This window comes from Luteibacter sp. NPDC031894 (genome assembly GCF_050273135.1).
Taxonomy (GTDB): domain Bacteria; phylum Pseudomonadota; class Gammaproteobacteria; order Xanthomonadales; family Rhodanobacteraceae; genus Luteibacter.
Map to the genome: position 1 here is coordinate 220,803 of NZ_JBNNMV010000004.1, position 16,541 is coordinate 237,343.

Here is a 16,541-nt window from a genome sequence, read left to right on the forward strand (position 1 = left end):
CAGCGCATCACAGCTGTATCCGTAACACTCGCGAGAACATGTAACGACTCCCGGCCTGGTCGCCCACCGCCACGGTGACCGACACCTTGCGGCCGGCATTCTCGGCCGCCCATGCGGCAGGCACGACAATCGTCTGAACACCGGCCTGTGTCACGTATTGCCGCGGCGCATCGCGTACGACGACACCCCACCAGCGCAAATTCAGATTGTGCACTCCCGCTTGCAAGGCGGGGGATGCGAAGGAAATCCGCGTGTGCGTCGCGTCGATCGTCGGCGCGGGGAACGCCGTCGGTTGCGGCTCCACCTGAAGATTGAGCGTTCCAGAAGTTTCAGTCGGGGCGCCGATGCCGCGCTTGACGGTGAACATGACGCGTACAGGCTGTCCGATGGCGTCGATCACTTCCGTTACGGGGATCGCGAAATCGATGGGGCCGCCCGCCAGGGCCGTCTTGATTTCCGTGTTGTAAGGGGTACTTCCAGCCCATGTGACCCGTACGGTATGGCCAGCCGCCATCGCCTGGTACTGCGGCACTTTGACGACAACCTCCTTGAGTCGGTAGAACGCGTCGATCGGCAGAGTCGTGCCCGTGGCTCCCTCCACAGTCGGCACGGCGGCGCTGATTTCCGGATACGTACCCTCCGGTAGCGGGACGGCCTGATCGGCCGGATTGAAGGTGAAGCGCGCCCGCCCGGCCTGCGACGTCGGGAGGGTCAGGCTCACGATTGGCAGTGCCTTATGGTACGCATCGAAGTAGCGTTTCTGGTCAGATAGCGCATCTTTCAACGCGACCGTATTCCCCGCGCGGTAGAAAAACGAATGGATCGGCATCCTGGCGCCCGAGCCTTTCACCCATGTCTTCAAGACGACTTCCGTGGTGAAGCGCCACTGCTCGGGCTGCAGGCCGGCCCGCGCGATGATGTTCTGCTGGAACCGGTCCGCCGTGGACGGACTTCCGATGCGCAGATCCCAGCCGCACTGATGCGAATGGCGCGCGTAGCCGGGTGTGTAGTAGTTGCTTAGCCACTGCTGGGCAGTATGGATGCCGATGTCCTGGCACGGACGACTCCGGTCCACGTTGCTCGGATGCGGGCCGCATCCTTCCAGCGATCGCCGGCTCCAGGTGTCGCCATCGAAGGGAAAGGCACATAGCACCTCGATCCGCACCGAGCCCGCGGGTGCCGCGGACGACGGAAAAAAAATGAATCCGTTCGCGCGAAATGTATCAGGGAAGTTGGTGTCGACCCGGAGCCAGGACGCGGAGAGCCCGCCTTTGAGGATGCCGTCGGGGCTCGGATCCCATGGAAGGAAGCCGGGCTTGGATGACGTCGCCCGCAACATCACGCCCGTGCACAGGAAGGCTGGGCGTGTGGCACCGCCGCAGTTAGCGTCGCGGCGCTGGTACCAACCGTCCAGTTGCGCCACCGCGATCTCTCCTGCGCCGACTCGAGGCGACGCGTCGGTGGCGGAGGCGATCGAGACGGACGCGGCGGTGGACGCAGGGGCGACAGCTTGATCGGCATCCTGCTGCCCGACCGGCCGCGGCCGCGGTGTCTGATGGCAGGCCGCCGAGAGGCAAACGACAAAAGCGAAAATCCCGTTCCTGACGAACCGCGTCATGGCGAACTCCCTTCGCGTGGTCATCCTTGCGAGTCATTCCTTGACTCTCGTGCCGCGCGAGCTTGTCGCGGGCGATCGCAGGATAGGCGCTTTCTTCGCCGGTGAGCAAGTTCGTTTTTTGTATGGAATTCCGTCGGTTGCGACGATCGCGGCGCTATGCGCGCCATCGCCGATGGGTGAGCCGCGAACTCCGCGACGGGATCAACCCGGCTCGTTGCGCTCGATCTGCGAGACCACGCTCGTGGCGGCGCCCGCTGTCGCCAGGGCAAGACGCCGGCGTTCCAGCTGGACGTACCAGATCCATCCGCCGAGGCCGATCGTGCACATCGCACTTGCGCCAAGTGCGAGCATTAGCATGCTGCCGGACAGTGCCGGCGATAGCACGCCCGCCACCAGCGCCGTGATCAAGAGGCTGAAGAACGCCTGCACCGACGACACGCCGCCGCGCTGTTCCGGGAAGCGGTCGAGCAACAGCAGGGTCAGCGTCGGGAACGCGAGCTGCACGCCGCAGCCGTAGAGCGCCAGCGGCAAGGTCGACCATGGCACGCGCGGCGTATCCAGTGTCAGTGCAAGGATCACGCTCAGCGCGCAGGACGACAGCATAGCGACGTAACCCCAGGTCACGGTCCTCGCCGCACTCACCCTCCCCGCCACGCGTCCCGAGATGAAGGCGCCAGTGACCATGCCCGTCACGACGGGGACGAACAGCCACGGGAAACCGTCGACGCCGAGGTGCAGGTGGTTGCGGATCACCTGCGGGGCCGATGCCACGTAAAGGAACAAACCCGAGAAGTTGATGGAACTGGAGATGGCCAACGGCCAGAACGGCACATCGCGGCCGATGCGCAGGTAACCCGCGAGGAGCGGACGCGGCCGGAACACGGTGCGACGTTCCGCCGGATGCGATTCCATCAGGAAATACGACACGCCGAGGGTGAGCAACAGCGTGAACCCTGAAAGCGCCCAGAAGATGCCACGCCATCCGTCGATACCGAGCAGCCACGCGCCGACGATGGGTGCGATGGCGGGCGCGATACCGAAGATCATCATCACCTTCGACATCATCCGCTGCGCTTCTTCGCCATGCATCGTGTCGCGGACCACGGCCCGGCCGACCACGATGCCGGCGCCACCGGAAAGACCCTGCAGCACGCGGCAACCAAGCAGGAAGGCGAAACTCGGTGCCATCGCCGCGCCCACGGAGGCCACGGTATAGATCGCCATGGCGATCACGATCACCGGCTTACGGCCGTAGGCATCGGACAGCGCACCATGGAACAGGCTCATCCCCGCATAAGCCAGCAGGTAGACGCTGAGCAACTGCTGCAGGGCCACGTCGCCCACGGTGAAATCGCGGCCGATGTCGGGGAATCCCGGGAAGATCGCGTCGATCGAAAACGGCCCGATCATGGACAGGGCGGCGAGCAACAGGGGGAGGTGGCGACGCGGGTCGCGGGTCGCGGAAGACATGGACCGGCAGGACCGTGGGGGGAAGGGGCGAAATTATATGCGATCGCCCGCGGCCTCGCCCTTCGCCCGGCGTGGCCTCATAATGGCTCCATCGTTCTTCCGCGGGGGTAACGTGGGTTACACCGGTTTCCTCGCCGTCGGCATCGGCGGCACGCTCGGCTGCTGGCTCCGCTGGTGGCTGGCCCTCGCCTTCAATCCCCTCTTCCCGACCGTGCCCCTCGGCACGCTGGCGGCCAACCTCACGGGTGGGCTGCTCATGGGCGTGGCCCTAGGCGTGTTCGACCACTTCCAGGCCCTGCCGGTCGAAGTCCGCCTGCTGGTCGCCACCGGCTTCCTGGGCGGACTCACCACCTTCTCGACGTTCTCCGCCGAAGCCTCTGCCCTCTTGCTGCGCGGGCAGTACGCGTGGTTCGCCGCGCACGTCGGGCTCAACCTCGCCGGCTCCATCGCCATGACCATTGCCGGCCTCGCCATCACCCGTGGAGTACTCAGGCACTTCTAGCCATAAGGATTAGCAATCGATGAGCCACGATTCTTCTTCTCTCAAGGCACGTGCACAGCAACTGCTCGAACACGCCGGCGTCACCATCGGCGGCAATCGCCCCACCGACATCGTCATCCATGACGAACGCACCTATGCCCGCGTCTTCGCGCACGGCTCGCTCGGCCTCGGCGAGGCGTACATGGACGGCTGGTGGGACGTCGTCGACATGCCCGGCTTCTTCGCGCGCGTCCTCTCGTCCCACCTCGACGAATCGCTGCGCACGCTGGACACGCTGATCGCGCACCTCAAGGCCCGCTTCCTCAACATGCAGCGCGGCGAGAACGCCTGGGAAGTGGGGCGTCAGCACTACGACCTCGGCAACGACCTGTTCGAGGCCATGCTCGGCAGGCGGCTGGTCTACTCCTGCGGTTATTGGGCCCACGCGGACAACCTCGACGACGCGCAGGAAGCCAAGCTCGACCTGATCTGCCGGAAGCTCCAGCTCCGGCCCGGCCAGCGCATCCTGGACATCGGCTGCGGCTGGGGCGAGGCGCTCAAGTTCGCCGCGGAGCGTTACGGCGTCAGCGGCGTGGGCGTCACCATCTCCAAGGAACAGGCGGCGTTCGCGCAGGAACTCTGCCGCGGCCTGCCCGTCGAGATCCGCCTGCAGGACTATCGCGAACTCGACGAACGCTTCGACGCCATCCTCTCGGTGGGGATGTTCGAGCATGTCGGCGGCAAGAACCACCGCAGCTGGTTCGAGGTGGCGCGGCGCTGCCTGCAACCCGGCGGCCTCGCCCTCCTCCACAGCATCGGCAGCAATGGCGCCCCCGGCAGGCCCGATCCGTGGATCGAGAAATACATCTTCCCCAACTCGGTCATCCCCGCCATGAGCCAGGTGGCGACCGCGCTGGAGGGGTTGTTCGTGGTCGAGGACTGGCACAACTTCGGCGCGGACTACGACCGCACGTTGATGGCCTGGCGGGCGAACTTCGATGCGGCATGGCCGCACCTCTCGGCGCGCTATGACGAGCGCTTCCGTCGCATGTGGCACTTCTACCTCGGCTGCTCGGCTGGCGTTTTCCGCAGCCGGCGCGACCAGCTCTGGCAACTGACGCTGTCGGCGGAAGGCGTGCCGGGCGGCTATCGCGTCCCTCGTTGACGCCGAGACCGTGGGAAGCGCGCCCTTGACGGAACGTGGGCGGCGGCTCGCTTAGGTTGAGGGGCATGAACCGGCCCGACAGCGCCTCCGGCGAACTGGTGGAAACCGACGTCCCGGCGCGGCTGGACCGGCTGCGCTGGGGGCGCTTCCATACCCTGGTCGCGCCGGCGCTTGGCATCACCTGGGTGCTCGACGGCCTGGAGGTGACGATCACCGGTTCGATCGCCGGCGCCTTGAAGTCGAGTCCCGTGCTGCACCTGACCGACACGCAGGTGGGACTGGCCGGCAGCCTTTACCTCGTCGGCGCCGTCGCCGGCGCGCTCTTCTTCGGCTGGCTCACCGATCGGCTGGGGCGCAAGAAGCTGTTCACCGTCACCCTCGGCCTGTACCTCACCGCCACCGCGGCCACGGCGCTTTCGCCCGATTTCCTGACCTTCGCCCTCTTCCGCCTGCTCACCGGTGCCGGCATCGGCGGCGAGTACGCAGCCATCAATTCCGCGATCCAGGAACTGATTCCGGCGCGCTATCGTGGCCAATCCGACCTGGTGATCAACGGCAGCTTCTGGCTCGGTGCCGCGGCTGGCGCGCTGGGCGCCGTCTTGCTGCTGGACACCGGGTGGGTCTCGGCGGAGATCGGCTGGCGGCTGACCTTCGGCCTGGGCGCCGTGCTCGGGCTCGGCATCCTGCTGCTGCGGCGGTGGATTCCGGAGAGCCCGCGCTGGCTGGTGCTGCACGGGCGCGTCTCCGAGGCGGAAGCCATCGTCGCTGAGATCGAACAGCGGCTCGGTTCGGCAGCTCCCCAGGAGCCGCTCGCACGCCTGCGCCTGCGCCCGCGCGGCCTCACCATGGCCGACGTCGCCTCGACGCTCTTCCGCGTGTACCCGAAGCGGACCGTGCTCGGCGTGGTGCTGATGGCGACACAGGCATTCTTCTACAACGCGATCTTCTTCACGTACGCCCTGGTACTCGGCCGCTTCTACGGCGTGGCCGATGCCGATGTCGGGCTGTACCTCCTGCCCTTCGCCGCCGGCAACTTCCTCGGGCCGCTCCTGCTCGGCCGCCTCTTCGACAGCGTGGGCCGCCGGCCGATGATCGTGGCGACCTATGCGCTCTCCGGCCTGCTGCTGTTCGCCACGGCGTGGCTCTTCGTCCACGGCTGGCTCGATGCGCGTTCACAGACCATCGCCTGGAGCATCGTGTTCTTCTTTGCGTCGGCGGCCGCCAGCTCGGCGTACCTCACCGTGAGCGAGAGTTTTCCGCTGGAGCTGCGCGCCCTGGCCATCGCCCTCTTCTATGCCTTCGGCACGGCGCTGGGTGGGGTCGCCGGCCCCCTCCTCTTCGGCAGCCTGATCGGAACGGGAGAACGGATGGCCATCGGCTGGGGTTACGCGCTGGGGGCGGCGCTCATGATCGTGGGGGCGGCGGCGGCTGCCTGGCTGGGCATTGCGGCCGAACGGCGGCCGCTGGAGGATGTCGCGACGCCGCTGGGGCAAGCGGACGAGTGACCTGGGTCTTGGAATGAACGAGGCGCCCGTCACGTGTCATCCGACGCCGACAGCACTTTCCGTCCCCACCGGCTAGAATGCCGGCCCGGTCATCAGACAGTTCACCAGGGAATCCAGGCGTGCAGCAACGTAATTTCGCCGTATCGGTGGTCCAGCCCGGCGGCAAGGTCGCCATCGAGATCGAGTTCAACGAGAAGGTCCACGGCCTGTCCGGCGACACCCTGTGGCTATCGCTCGAGGACGACACCAGCCTGGAAGACGCCGAGGCGCTCCGCGCACTGCTCGAGCGCATCGGTCATCGCGTCACGGTGACGAACGCACGCTCCTGACCGGAGCGGCGGCGGTCTCCTGCACGGCCACCGCCAGCGGCATGACCTGCGGCGAGAGCCGGTGGTGGTTCACGCCGTGCAGCTTTCCGCAGCCGAGGCAACGCCGCGTCATGCCTAACCCGCGCCGTGCCGCGCGCGGCGCGGCGAGCAGGCATCCGCAGACGTAGCAGCCAGGTACCGCCCCGCGATCCCACAGCCGGAGCCGCACCGTCTGCACGGCGGCGATGGCGAGAGCGACGGCGATCGCGCCGGCGAAGGCCAGGCTGGGAAGGTTTGAATAGAGCGAGAGCGTGCCGAGGTCACCCGGCGTCCCTTGCGCGGCCTTCAGGCCAGCCGCGCCGATGATGCCGCCTGCAACGACCAGCCCCGCCGGCAGGTACAGGCGGAAAACCATGCGTCCCACGTAAGACATGCCACTCCCCTTTCCCTTCCGGATCCTCCCGGCAGGAGGAGAGTGTCGGTACGGGGGTCTATCGATTGTGAACGGCAGCGGCGAAAACGTTTGCAGCCGCAATGACCGGGCACGCCAGCGCGGTGGGAAGCGCTGGCGCGGCCCCGGCCTTTACGCCTTGGCCGGTTCGCCGAAGGACGGCGGACGGTCGGCCGCGGCCTTACCGAAGTTCTCGTTCGGCGTATCGCCCATCACGAAGCTCAGCGTGCCGCCGGCGGCCAGGTCCTTGTGGGCGATCCAGCTCTTCGTCCACGGCATGCCGTTCCAGGTCACCGACTGGATGTACGGACGGCCGGGGCCGTTGTCCTTCGTCTCGATCACCAGCGTGCGGCCGTTGCCCACCTGCACTTCGGCGCGATCGAGCAGCGGACTGCCGAACACGTAATTCGTGCTGACCGGGTCGACGGCATACAACCCCATCGCGCTCATGACATACCATGCGCTCATCTGGCCGCAGTCCTCGTTACCGGGAAGGCCGTCGGGCTCGGGCAGGTACATCGTCTCCATGAGCATGCGCACGCGCGCCTGCGTCTTATGGTGTGCACCGGTGTACGCATAGAGGTAGGGCATGTGGTGGCCGGGCTCGTTGCCGAAAGCGTACTGGCCGACCATGCCGGCGATATCCGGCGGTGCATTGTCCGGCAACGTCGCATCGGCATTGAACAAACCGTCGAGCTTCTTCTCGAAGGCCTGCTCCCCGCCGAACAGCGCCATGTAGTTGTAGACGTCGTGCTGGTTGAGGAAGGTGGCCTGCCAGGCGTTCGATTCGGTGAAGTCGCGCCAGCGCTTCGAATGGCCGATGGAGATCGGGTCGAACGGCTCGATCCAGCTGCCGTCCTCCGCGCGGGGCCGCACGAACTGCATGTCCTTGTCGAACACGTTGGCGTAGTTCTTCGATTGCTTGCGCAAGGCCGCGGCATCGTCGGCATGGCCCAGTGCGTCGGCCATGCTCGCAACGGCCCAATCGTCGTACGCGTATTCGAGCGTCTTGCTGACCGCCTCGCCTTCCTTGTCGCTGGGGATGAAACCCATCTTCCGGTAATAGGTGAGACCGAAGTAATCGTCCTGCATCGCACGGCGGCGGAACACGGGCCAGGCCTTCGCGTAATCGATGCCGGTGAACCCCTTGGCCTGCGCCTCGGCCACCACGACCGCCGAGTGGTAACCGATCATGCAGACCGTCTCGATGCCCTGCAGCGGCCAGACGGGTGCGCCACTGGGGCTTTCCACGGCGTTGCGCACGATGCCGTCGACGAGGTCCGGCACGCGATCCGCCTGGTACAACGTGAGCAGCGGATGCTCCGCGCGATAGGTGTCCCACAGCGAGTAAGTGCTGTAGTTGTGCCGGCCTTCCGGCAGCGTGTGCACCGCCTTGTCCATGCCGCGGTAACGGCCGTCGATGTCGCTGAAGACGGTCGGCGCCAGCATCGTGTGGTAGAGCGAGCTGTAGAAGGTGCGCTTGATCTTGTCGGACGTGGAGTCGATGCGGATCTTCGAAAGCTCGCGCTCCCACTCCGCCTCGGCCGAGGCGCGCACGCCATCGAAGTCCCACGCGGGGATCTCCCCGTCGAGGTTGCGCATGGCGCCGTCGATGTCCACGCCGGATATGCCCACCTTCACCAGCAGCGGCTCCGACGATGCCTTGTCGATATGGAGCGCGGCCTTCAGGTGGTCGCCCTTGGCCGTGGTGCTGCCCTTGGGCAGCGCCTTGTCCTCGGCATAAAGCGTGACGCTCGACACCGGCCGGGAAAGCTTCATGGCGAAATAGATGACGCGCCCGCTGGCCCACTGCCATACCCGGCGGCCGCCCACGAGCGTGTCGTTTCCGACCAGCGTCAGTTCGGCGTCGGTGACCTTCGCCGGCTTGTCCATGGCATCGCCGTAGCCGTGCGCCAGGTCGATCAGCAGGTGCGCATCGCCGTCCTTGCCGAACGTATAGCGATGCATGCCCGCGCGCAGCGTGGCCGTCAGTTCGGCCAGGATGTCGAAACGCGTGAGCTTCGCGCGGTAGTAGCCGGGGTGGGCCTGCTCGCCGGTGTAGTGCGAGCGATACCCTTTCACACCAGTCTTGTAGCCCTTGGGCGCCTTGTCGCCGCTCACCTTCTGCGCGTCGAACCGGGAGACGTAGTTCACGCCGTCGAAATCGCGATCGCCCGGCTGCAAGAGCACCGGCCCCATCGAGGGCATGACGAGGAAATCGAGCATGTCGGCCGCGCCCGTACCCGAGAGATGGGTATGCGAGAAGCCCATGATCGAGCCGTCGCCCTGGTGGTAACCGGACGAGGCGTCCCACTGCGCGTTGTACGTGTCCGGGCTCAGCTGGACCATGCCGAACGGCCGGGTCGCACCGGGGAAGGTGTGACCGTGGCCGCCCGTGCCGACGAAGACGTCGACGTAACGCAAGACGCCCGCCCCGGCGGTGCCGCCGCCGGATGCGGGCGCCTTCAGGCCTTCGTTCACGCCGTGGGCCATTGCGGTGAGGGAGCCGAATTGACCAAGCGCCGTGACGGCGGCCATACCTTGCAGAAAGCGTCGACGGGTAACCATGGAACTCCCCTAGTTAGAGCGTATCGGGATGCTTGTCGGCGAGGTGGACCACCAATTCGCCGAACAAGGTGTTGGCCCAGGCGAACCACGAGCGGGTGAACTGCTTCGGGTCGTCCTGGTCGAAGGCCTCGTGCATGAAGCCGGTACCGGCATGCGTGGTCTTCAGCCAGTGCAGGCACTGGCGGATTTCCGCGCTGTCATCGGTGGTGAAGGCTTTCATCATGATCGACATGGGCCAGATCATGCGCAGACCTTCGTGGGGACCGCCGACGCCTTCGCCTGCGCTGCCCTTGAAGAAATACGGGTTGTCCTTGCTCCAGACCTTCGCGCGGGTGCGCGCGTATCGCGCATCGCGTGGCGTGCACTCGAGGTACGGCATCGCCAGCAGGCTCGGCACGTTGGCGTCGTCCATGAACAGGCGATTGCCGTAGCCGTCCACTTCGTACGCCCAGTACTCACCGGCGGGATCCGCGATGGTGCCGTACTGCTCCACGGCCGCGGCGACCTCGTCGGCCATGGCATGGCACTCGCTCGCGAAGCCTTGGTCGCCATAGAGCGTGGCGTGCATCTGCGCGAGGCGACGCAGCGTCACGACGGCGAAAAGGTTGCCGGGAATGTTGAATGCGTAGACGGTGGCGTCGTCCGACGGCCGGAACATCTCATGGATCATGCCGACGGGACGCGTCGGTTGACCGTAGCCCTTCAGGAACTGGCTCTCGGTCGGGTTAGGCGACGGCCGCTGGAAATGGTACGACCCGGGACCGTCCTTGCGCTGCTGCTCGCGGAACGTGGCGAGGATGCGATGCGTGGCGGCGCGCCACGCGTCATCGAACGGCTCGCGGTCACCCGTCGCCTGCCAATAGCCGTGCGCGAGGCGCACGGGGTAGCAAAGCGAATCGATCTCCCACTTCCGCTCGGCCACGCCCGGCAGCATGGGCAGGTCGGACTGGGCCCAGTCCAGCTTGCTCTTGCCCTTCGGGTCCGGCAGGAACGCATTGGCATAGGGATCGATCGAGATACAGCGCGCCTGCCGGCGGATCAGGCCGCGGAACAGCTTGCGCAGCGCCTCGTCCTTCGCCACGAGCGGCAGGTACGGCCACACCTGCGCCGAAGAGTCGCGCAGCCACATCGCGTCGATGTCGCCGGTGACGACGAAGGTGTCTTCATAGCCGTCGAGGCGGCCGACCTCGACCGTCGTATCGAGCGTATTCGGGAAGCAGTTCTCGAACAGCCAGGCGAGCTCGGGATCCTTGATCTTCTTCTTCGTCGAAGCGATCAGCGTCTCGACCGCCTCGCTGGTGAACTTGCGCTGGCCCACCGGCGGACGCTTGCTGGGAAAGCGTGGCGCGGCAGCGGCGGTCATGCTGACGGTGCCGAGCATCGCCGCGCCGGGCACGAGGGAAAGCCATTTCACGAGGTTGCGGCGATTGGGATTCACGGCGTGTTCTCCTTCAGGGCATCGACCAGTGAGCGTACCGTCAAAGCATGGCGAAGCGCATCGATGTCGACCTTGCCGTCGACCGCGATATCGACGCTCTCGCCGGGAAGCAGGTCGAACGCGTTCTGGGCGAGCCGGACATCGATGTCGCCGGTGTCGATCCAGACGGCTCGTGCCAGTCGCTTCGCGGAAACCGTGAGCACGAGGCCGTGCCCGTCGTCACGTAGGGACGTGGAAACCCCGGGCTTCGGCAAGTCGAGCGTCCGCGCGGCACCGAAATACAGCAGATGGTGCGCGACCGGCTTGCCCTGCTCGACCAGGTCGAACGACGCGACCGTGCGGCGCGGATCGGCGCCCTTCAGCAAGGTGGCGTCGTCGACCGTTACCGCCTTCGTGCTCGAGAGCGCCGCAGCGCGCACCGGCTGGTTCGTCTCGCGCAGCAACTTGCCACGCATGTCGTAGATGCGCGTGCGCAGCGTCGCCTCGAAATCCGCCATGCGATCGGAGACCGCGAAAACGTCCGTCTTTCCGTCGCGACGCAGCGGCACCACGTCCACCGGCGCATAGAAGCGCTTGGCATGGAACTGCAGGGCCTTCCAGCGATTGAAGTAATCGACGCTGGCCCACGAAGCGCCCGGCCACACGTCGTTCAATTGCCAGTACAGCGACCCCATGCTGCGCGGACGCGCGCTGCGCAGGTGCTCGGCGGCGAGCTCGATGCCTTCGGCCTGCATCACCTGGCTCAGGTAGACGAAGGACGGGAAATCCTTGGGCTCGCCGTATTCCTGGCGGATGTAGAGCAACAGGCGCTGGTTGCCGTCGCCGTTGGCGAACTTCTGGTGCGCCCGCATCACCTTCGATTCCGGCTGCATGTCGCCTTCCTCGGCGAAGGCCTTGATCGTCGCCATCACCGGGAAGGACTGCAGGCCGTATTCGGACTGGAAGCGTGGCGTGATGTCGAGGTAGTGGTCGATCGGCTCGGAGCCTGACCACACCTTCCAGTAGTGGACGTCGCCATCCGTCTCGACGTTGGCGGGGCCTTCGTAATCGGTGCTGGGCGAGCTGGCCCAGTAAGGGACCTGCGGCGACAGGTCGTCGACCACCTCGCGCAGTGTCTTGCCGAAGAGCTCGCGCATGCCTTCGTCGATGCGCTTCACTTCGTCCGCGTTGACGAACTTGCGGAAGTCCTGGCGGTCCGGCCAGTCGTCCCAGCCGGTCTGCACTTCGTTGTTGCCGGCCCAGAGCACGATCGACGGATGGTCGCGCAGGCGGGTGACCTGCTCGATCGCCTCGATGCGCGCGTTTTCGCGGAAGGCCGTGTCGTACGGCGTGATGGCACCGCCGTACATGAAGTCCTGCCAGATCATGATGCCGAGTCGGTCGGCGGCCGCGTAGAAGGCGTCGTCCTGGTAGGTGCCGCCGCCCCACATGCGCAGCATGTTCATGTTGGCGTCCTTCGCGGAACGCAGGAATGCCTCCAAGCGCTCGGGTGTCACGCGCGTGGGGAAGCTGTCGAACGGGATGAGGTTGGCGCCCTTGGCGAAGATGGGAACGCCGTTGACGACGAAGGCGAAGCTCCTGCCCCACTGGTCCTTCTCGCGCCGCAGTTCCACCGTGCGCAGGCCGGTCTCGCGATCGGCGCTCGCTACCGTGGCACCGTTGGCGACGACGCCGGCATGGAAGCGGTAGAGGTTGGGCTCGCCGTACCCCACCGGCCACCAGCGCTGCGGATGCGCGATCGCGACCGGGAGCGAGACATGGTTTTCGCCCTTCGCGAGCGAGACGCCGCGTTCTTCGTGTCCATGGCTGCCGTCGGGTGCCGTCCAGTCCACCTGGAGCGTCACCGGGCCGGCCTTGTCCGCGCGCAGGTCGAATTGCGCGTCGAGGCGTGCGTTGTCGGCGTCGACGTGCTGCTGGGCCACATGGAAATCGGCCAGGCGCGTGTCGTCCCAGCTTTCCAGGCGCACCGGACGCCAGATGCCGAGCGTGACGTAGCGCGGGCCCCAGTCCCAACCGTACTGGTAGTTCGCCTTGCGCACGTAGTTGGAGGTCTGCTTGCCCTTGGGTTCGTCGCCGAACGCCGAGTCGAACTCTCCCGGCAGCGAGTACGGCTGCTTCATCAACCAGGGCAGCAGGCGCGCGATGGGCGACTGCAGGTGCACTTCAAGGGTATTGCCGCCCTTGCGCAGGGCGCCCTTCGCCGGCACGCGCCACTGCCGGAACATGTTGTCCGCCGACAGCAGCTTCCTGCCGTTGAGCGTGACCTCGGCAAACGTGTCGAGGCCATCGAAAATAAGATCGACGTGGCCGCGCGCCAGGGTGGCCGCGTCCACGTCGAAGTCCAGCCGGTAGTCCCAGTTGGAAAGTCCGATCCATTGCAGGCCGGCCTCGTTGTCGCGCCAGAACGGATCGCCTATCCGCTTGGCCGCCAGGAGGCCGGTCTGGACGGCTCCCGGCACCTGTGCCGGGAGCCAGTCCTTCAGGTCTGCGTGCGCGTCCGCTTCCGTCCCTTGCGCGAGACGGAAGCGCCAGCCGGCGGAAAGGTCCCTCTCCACCGGCGGGCTGGCGCTGGCCGCTCCGGCGGCGAGCCAGAAGGCCAGTACCAGCGACGCGCGGCGCATCACAGCTTGAAGCCCAGCGTCAGCGTGTACGTGCGGCCATTCTTGTACGAGTACAGCGGCTGGCTCGGACGATCGTCATACACCTGGTAGGTCTCGTCGAGCAGGTTGGTGCCGTCAAGCGAAATGCGCATGTGATCGTTGACCTGGTAGCCGACGGACGCGTCGAGTTCCCTGAAGATACCCGTGATCTGCTGGGTCTGCAGCGCGGCGATCGAGGTGAAGTACGACGAACGCCAGCTGTAGGTCACGCGAGCGCTCCACGGACCCTGCTCGAAGAACGGCGACAGGTTGAACGAGTTCTTCGAGTTGTACGGCAGCGGGAAGTCGTTGCTGGTGTCCGCATCCGAGTACGTGTAGTTGGCCAGCATGCCGAAACCGCCACCGAAGTTCTGCTGGTAGCTGATCGAGGCGCCCTTGACCTTCGCCACGCCCGCGTTGATCGGTACCTGCATTTGGTACACGTCGTCACGCTGGTTGGTCAGGTTGTACTGGGTCTCCAGCACCTGGGTGTTGAGGATGTAGCCCGAGATGCGGCGGAAGAACAGCTCCGCGGCGAGCACACTGTTCTCGGAGAAGTACCACTCCGCCGAGAAGTCGTAGTTGGTCGACTTGTACGGACCGAGATCGGTATTGCCGCGCGAGCCGGTGAGGCTGCGGTCGTCGAGCGCGACGTACGGCGTCATCTGCTGGTAGCGCGGACGCGCGATCGTCTGGGCGTAAGCGAAGCGCAGCGTCAGGTCCTGCGCGGCGTCGTACGCGATGTTCAGCGACGGCAGCCAGTTGTGGTACGCGCTGCGCTTGTTCACCGGCGCGTAGGTGTCGGTACCGACGGAATTGAAGCCATCCACGGTGTCGCGGGTGCGGAAGTAGCGCACGCCGAGGTTGCCGCGGTAGTTGTCGCCGGAGAAGTCACCCTGCACGTAGAACGCGCGGTTCTGCTCCTGGATCGCGTAGGTCGCCTTCGGATCGACCGGCGAGCCGTACTGGTCGACCAGCGCGTTCACGCCGTCCTTCAGCGCGCCCTTGCTGATGGTCGTCCAGTTGGCCATGCTCGGCGTGCCGTTGAGGCCGCCCAGGTAACCGTCGGGGGTCTGTCCGCCCGCCCAGTCGGCCAGCGTCAGGCCGTCCACGCCCATCGCCGCGAGCGACGGGAAGCGCGAGGCATAGGCATCCTGGCCGTTGTAGTGGTTGGTCGCTTTCACGCCAACCTCGATCTGGTTCAGCGGCCCCCAGGCGACGTCGTGCGAGAAGTCGGCCTGGAAGTAGCGCTCGCGGTCGTAGGTCGGTGCGCGGCTGAAGCCCACGCCATTGGTGACCGCCTGCGACGGGCTGTCCGGCGTGTTGTAGTTGATCTGCGGATGCTCGCCGGCGAGGTTCCAGTCGTAGCCGCCCAGGCTCTTGAACTGCGTGTTCCAGATGCCCTCGGAGCCACCCGTCGAACCGGTGTAGCCGATCTGGCTCGACGCGGTCCAGCCGTCGCCGTACCAGTCGGCGCGCAGCTGCGCGGTGCCGGTGTTCACCTTGGACTCGCGCTCGTAGCCATCGAGGTAGGTGGGTGCGTTCGGACCATAGGAGGCGTTCGTGATCACGCCGTTGTTGATGCTCGCCGACGTCGCGTACGGCGCGGAGCCCGACCAGTCGCCGTAGCGGCTCTGGTTGTAGTTGTCGAACTTCTCGGTGACGTAGAGCCCGGTGAAGTTCAGTTCGAAGGCATCGTTCGGCTTCCACTGCAGGCCGGTGGACACGCCGTCGCGCTTGCGGCGCTGCTGGAACCACGCGGTGTTGATCGCGGTCGGATACGTGGGCTGTTGGCCGGCCGGCACGACGCCCGGGGCGAACTGGTGGTCCGGATTGGTGTCCGTCGGATCGTTCGCGCGCTGGTAACCGAAGATCTCGGTGCCCTGGCGGTCGATGATGCGGTCGGAGTGCATCAGCGAACCGAGCACGCCGAAGGTGTTGTCCTTGTTCTTCCAGCTGTACAGCACCGAGGCGTTCGGCTTGCCGGTGTCGGCGCGGTCGTTGTAACCGTAGCTCACGTTGCCCGTGAGGGTGTTCGCCTTGAGGTCCAGCGGACGACGCGTGTTGACGATGACGGTACCGCCGATCGAGCCCTCGTCGATGTTCGCCTGCGGGGTCTTGTAGACCTGGGCGTTACCGATGATTTCCGAGGTGAGCAGGCTGTAGTCGAAGGAGCGGCTGTCCGGGTTGTTCGGGTCGGACGTCCAGTTGGTCGACGCGAGCGTCTGGCCGTTGAGCAGCAGGCGGTTCAGGGCCGGGTCCGTGCCCAGGATGCTGACCTTGTCGCCTTCGCCGAAGTTGCGGTCCACGCTGATGCCGGGCAGGTGCGAGAGCGACTCGGCCACGTTGGTATCCGGGAACTTGCCCACGTCCTCGGCCGAGATGGCGTCGACGATGGAGTCGGAGTTGCGCTTGAGGTCGAGGGACTTCTGCAGGCTTGCGCGGATACCGGTGACGGTCACGCCTTCGAGGTTGGAAGCGTCCTGGGTATTGGCGGCGTCTTTCTTTGCGGTGCTGGCGGCCGGTGCGGGCGTGGCCGCGTCCTGGGCCGTCGCGGTGCCCGCGGCGAAGAGCCCGGCCAGGATGGCCATGGAAAGTGCACTGATGCGGTGGTTCACGTCGATCTCCTGGGGAAGGGGGAGGTTCTTTTTTTCGGAACGAACGCCACCGCGCAGGCCAAGGCCCGCGTTCGCTGCGTCGCTCCGTTTGCTGTGTTCTGGCCCTGCGACTCGCCGCAGCCGACCTGCCATGCCGGCAGGTCCCACTGCCATGCGGTCCACGTTGCAGTGGTATTACCGGGCTGATTCTCTGAGCCCGCTGACAACGTTGTCAACCGATTTTTAACTCGATCTAAAACCGTGAGTTCTTAGGCAACGCCTTGAAAACAAAGGACAAGTC

11 protein-coding genes are annotated in these 16,541 nt (G+C 66.0%); 4 read left to right on the forward strand and 7 right to left on the reverse strand.

Annotated elements, in window-relative coordinates:
* Window positions 1-7 precede the first annotated feature (7 nt).
* Together ACQKIE_RS13110 and ACQKIE_RS13115 are read right to left on the reverse strand one after the other, a co-directional pair.
* A complete protein-coding gene (locus ACQKIE_RS13110) occupies window positions 8-1,618 on the reverse strand; it encodes a hypothetical protein (protein WP_427459737.1) in 1,611 nt (536 codons plus the stop codon).
* A 201-nt stretch (window positions 1,619-1,819) separates the two neighbouring features.
* A complete protein-coding gene (locus tag ACQKIE_RS13115; RefSeq protein ID WP_427459739.1) occupies window positions 1,820-3,088 on the reverse strand; it encodes a multidrug effflux MFS transporter in 1,269 nt (422 codons plus the stop codon).
* A 112-nt stretch (window positions 3,089-3,200) separates the two neighbouring features.
* Between ACQKIE_RS13115 and crcB the strand changes: the two genes are divergently transcribed.
* The 4 genes from crcB to ACQKIE_RS13135 all read left to right on the forward strand — a co-directional run bounded on the left by crcB (window position 3,201) and on the right by ACQKIE_RS13135 (window position 6,568).
* The gene (crcB, locus tag ACQKIE_RS13120; protein ID WP_427459958.1) at window positions 3,201-3,590 is read left to right on the forward strand and encodes a fluoride efflux transporter CrcB; all 390 of its coding nucleotides are present in this window, start codon (window positions 3,201-3,203) and stop codon (window positions 3,588-3,590) included.
* A 19-nt stretch (window positions 3,591-3,609) separates the two neighbouring features.
* Window positions 3,610-4,734, forward strand: coding sequence for a cyclopropane fatty acyl phospholipid synthase (gene cfa / locus ACQKIE_RS13125; RefSeq protein ID WP_427459741.1), 1,125 nt, complete (start codon window positions 3,610-3,612; stop codon window positions 4,732-4,734).
* Window positions 4,735-4,799: 65 nt separating this feature from the next.
* Window positions 4,800-6,239: an MFS transporter gene (locus tag ACQKIE_RS13130; protein WP_427459743.1), complete on the forward strand. Its 1,440-nt coding sequence runs from the start codon at window positions 4,800-4,802 to the stop codon at window positions 6,237-6,239.
* Between the two features lie 119 nt (window positions 6,240-6,358).
* On the forward strand, window positions 6,359-6,568 hold the full coding sequence (locus ACQKIE_RS13135; RefSeq protein WP_427459745.1) for a hypothetical protein: 210 nt from the start codon (window positions 6,359-6,361) through the stop codon (window positions 6,566-6,568).
* Here ACQKIE_RS13135 and ACQKIE_RS13140 read toward each other — a convergent pair.
* From ACQKIE_RS13140 to ACQKIE_RS13160, 5 genes are all read right to left on the reverse strand, one after another.
* A complete protein-coding gene (locus tag ACQKIE_RS13140) occupies window positions 6,543-6,980 on the reverse strand; it encodes a hypothetical protein (RefSeq protein WP_427459748.1) in 438 nt (145 codons plus the stop codon). The genes ACQKIE_RS13135 and ACQKIE_RS13140 overlap by 26 nt on opposite strands.
* Before the next feature lie 150 nt (window positions 6,981-7,130).
* On the reverse strand, window positions 7,131-9,566 hold the full coding sequence (locus tag ACQKIE_RS13145) for a GH92 family glycosyl hydrolase (RefSeq protein WP_427459750.1): 2,436 nt from the start codon (window positions 9,564-9,566) through the stop codon (window positions 7,131-7,133).
* A gap of 13 nt (window positions 9,567-9,579) precedes the next feature.
* Window positions 9,580-10,947, reverse strand: a complete 1,368-nt coding sequence (locus ACQKIE_RS13150) for a glycoside hydrolase family 125 protein (protein ID WP_427459960.1) — start codon at window positions 10,945-10,947, stop codon at window positions 9,580-9,582.
* 53 nt (window positions 10,948-11,000) lie between these two features.
* On the reverse strand, window positions 11,001-13,625 hold the full coding sequence (locus ACQKIE_RS13155) for a beta-mannosidase (RefSeq protein ID WP_427459752.1): 2,625 nt from the start codon (window positions 13,623-13,625) through the stop codon (window positions 11,001-11,003).
* Complete coding sequence (locus tag ACQKIE_RS13160) at window positions 13,625-16,261, reverse strand: TonB-dependent receptor (protein ID WP_427459754.1); 2,637 nt, start codon at window positions 16,259-16,261, stop codon at window positions 13,625-13,627. The genes ACQKIE_RS13155 and ACQKIE_RS13160 overlap by 1 nt, the downstream gene beginning before the upstream one ends.
* Window positions 16,262-16,541 lie beyond the last annotated feature (280 nt).

Coding starts and splice junctions, on each gene's coding strand:
- cfa (WP_427459741.1), top strand. CDS start 3,610: ATGAGCCACGATTCTTCTTCTCTCAAGGCACGTGCACAGCAACTGCTC.
- ACQKIE_RS13150 (WP_427459960.1), bottom strand. CDS start 10,947: ATGCTCGGCACCGTCAGCATGACCGCCGCTGCCGCGCCACGCTTTCCC.
- ACQKIE_RS13130 (WP_427459743.1), top strand. CDS start 4,800: ATGAACCGGCCCGACAGCGCCTCCGGCGAACTGGTGGAAACCGACGTC.
- ACQKIE_RS13110 (WP_427459737.1), bottom strand. CDS start 1,618: ATGACGCGGTTCGTCAGGAACGGGATTTTCGCTTTTGTCGTTTGCCTC.
- ACQKIE_RS13115 (WP_427459739.1), bottom strand. CDS start 3,088: ATGTCTTCCGCGACCCGCGACCCGCGTCGCCACCTCCCCCTGTTGCTC.
- ACQKIE_RS13140 (WP_427459748.1), bottom strand. CDS start 6,980: ATGTCTTACGTGGGACGCATGGTTTTCCGCCTGTACCTGCCGGCGGGG.
- ACQKIE_RS13155 (WP_427459752.1), bottom strand. CDS start 13,625: ATGCGCCGCGCGTCGCTGGTACTGGCCTTCTGGCTCGCCGCCGGAGCG.
- ACQKIE_RS13145 (WP_427459750.1), bottom strand. CDS start 9,566: ATGGTTACCCGTCGACGCTTTCTGCAAGGTATGGCCGCCGTCACGGCG.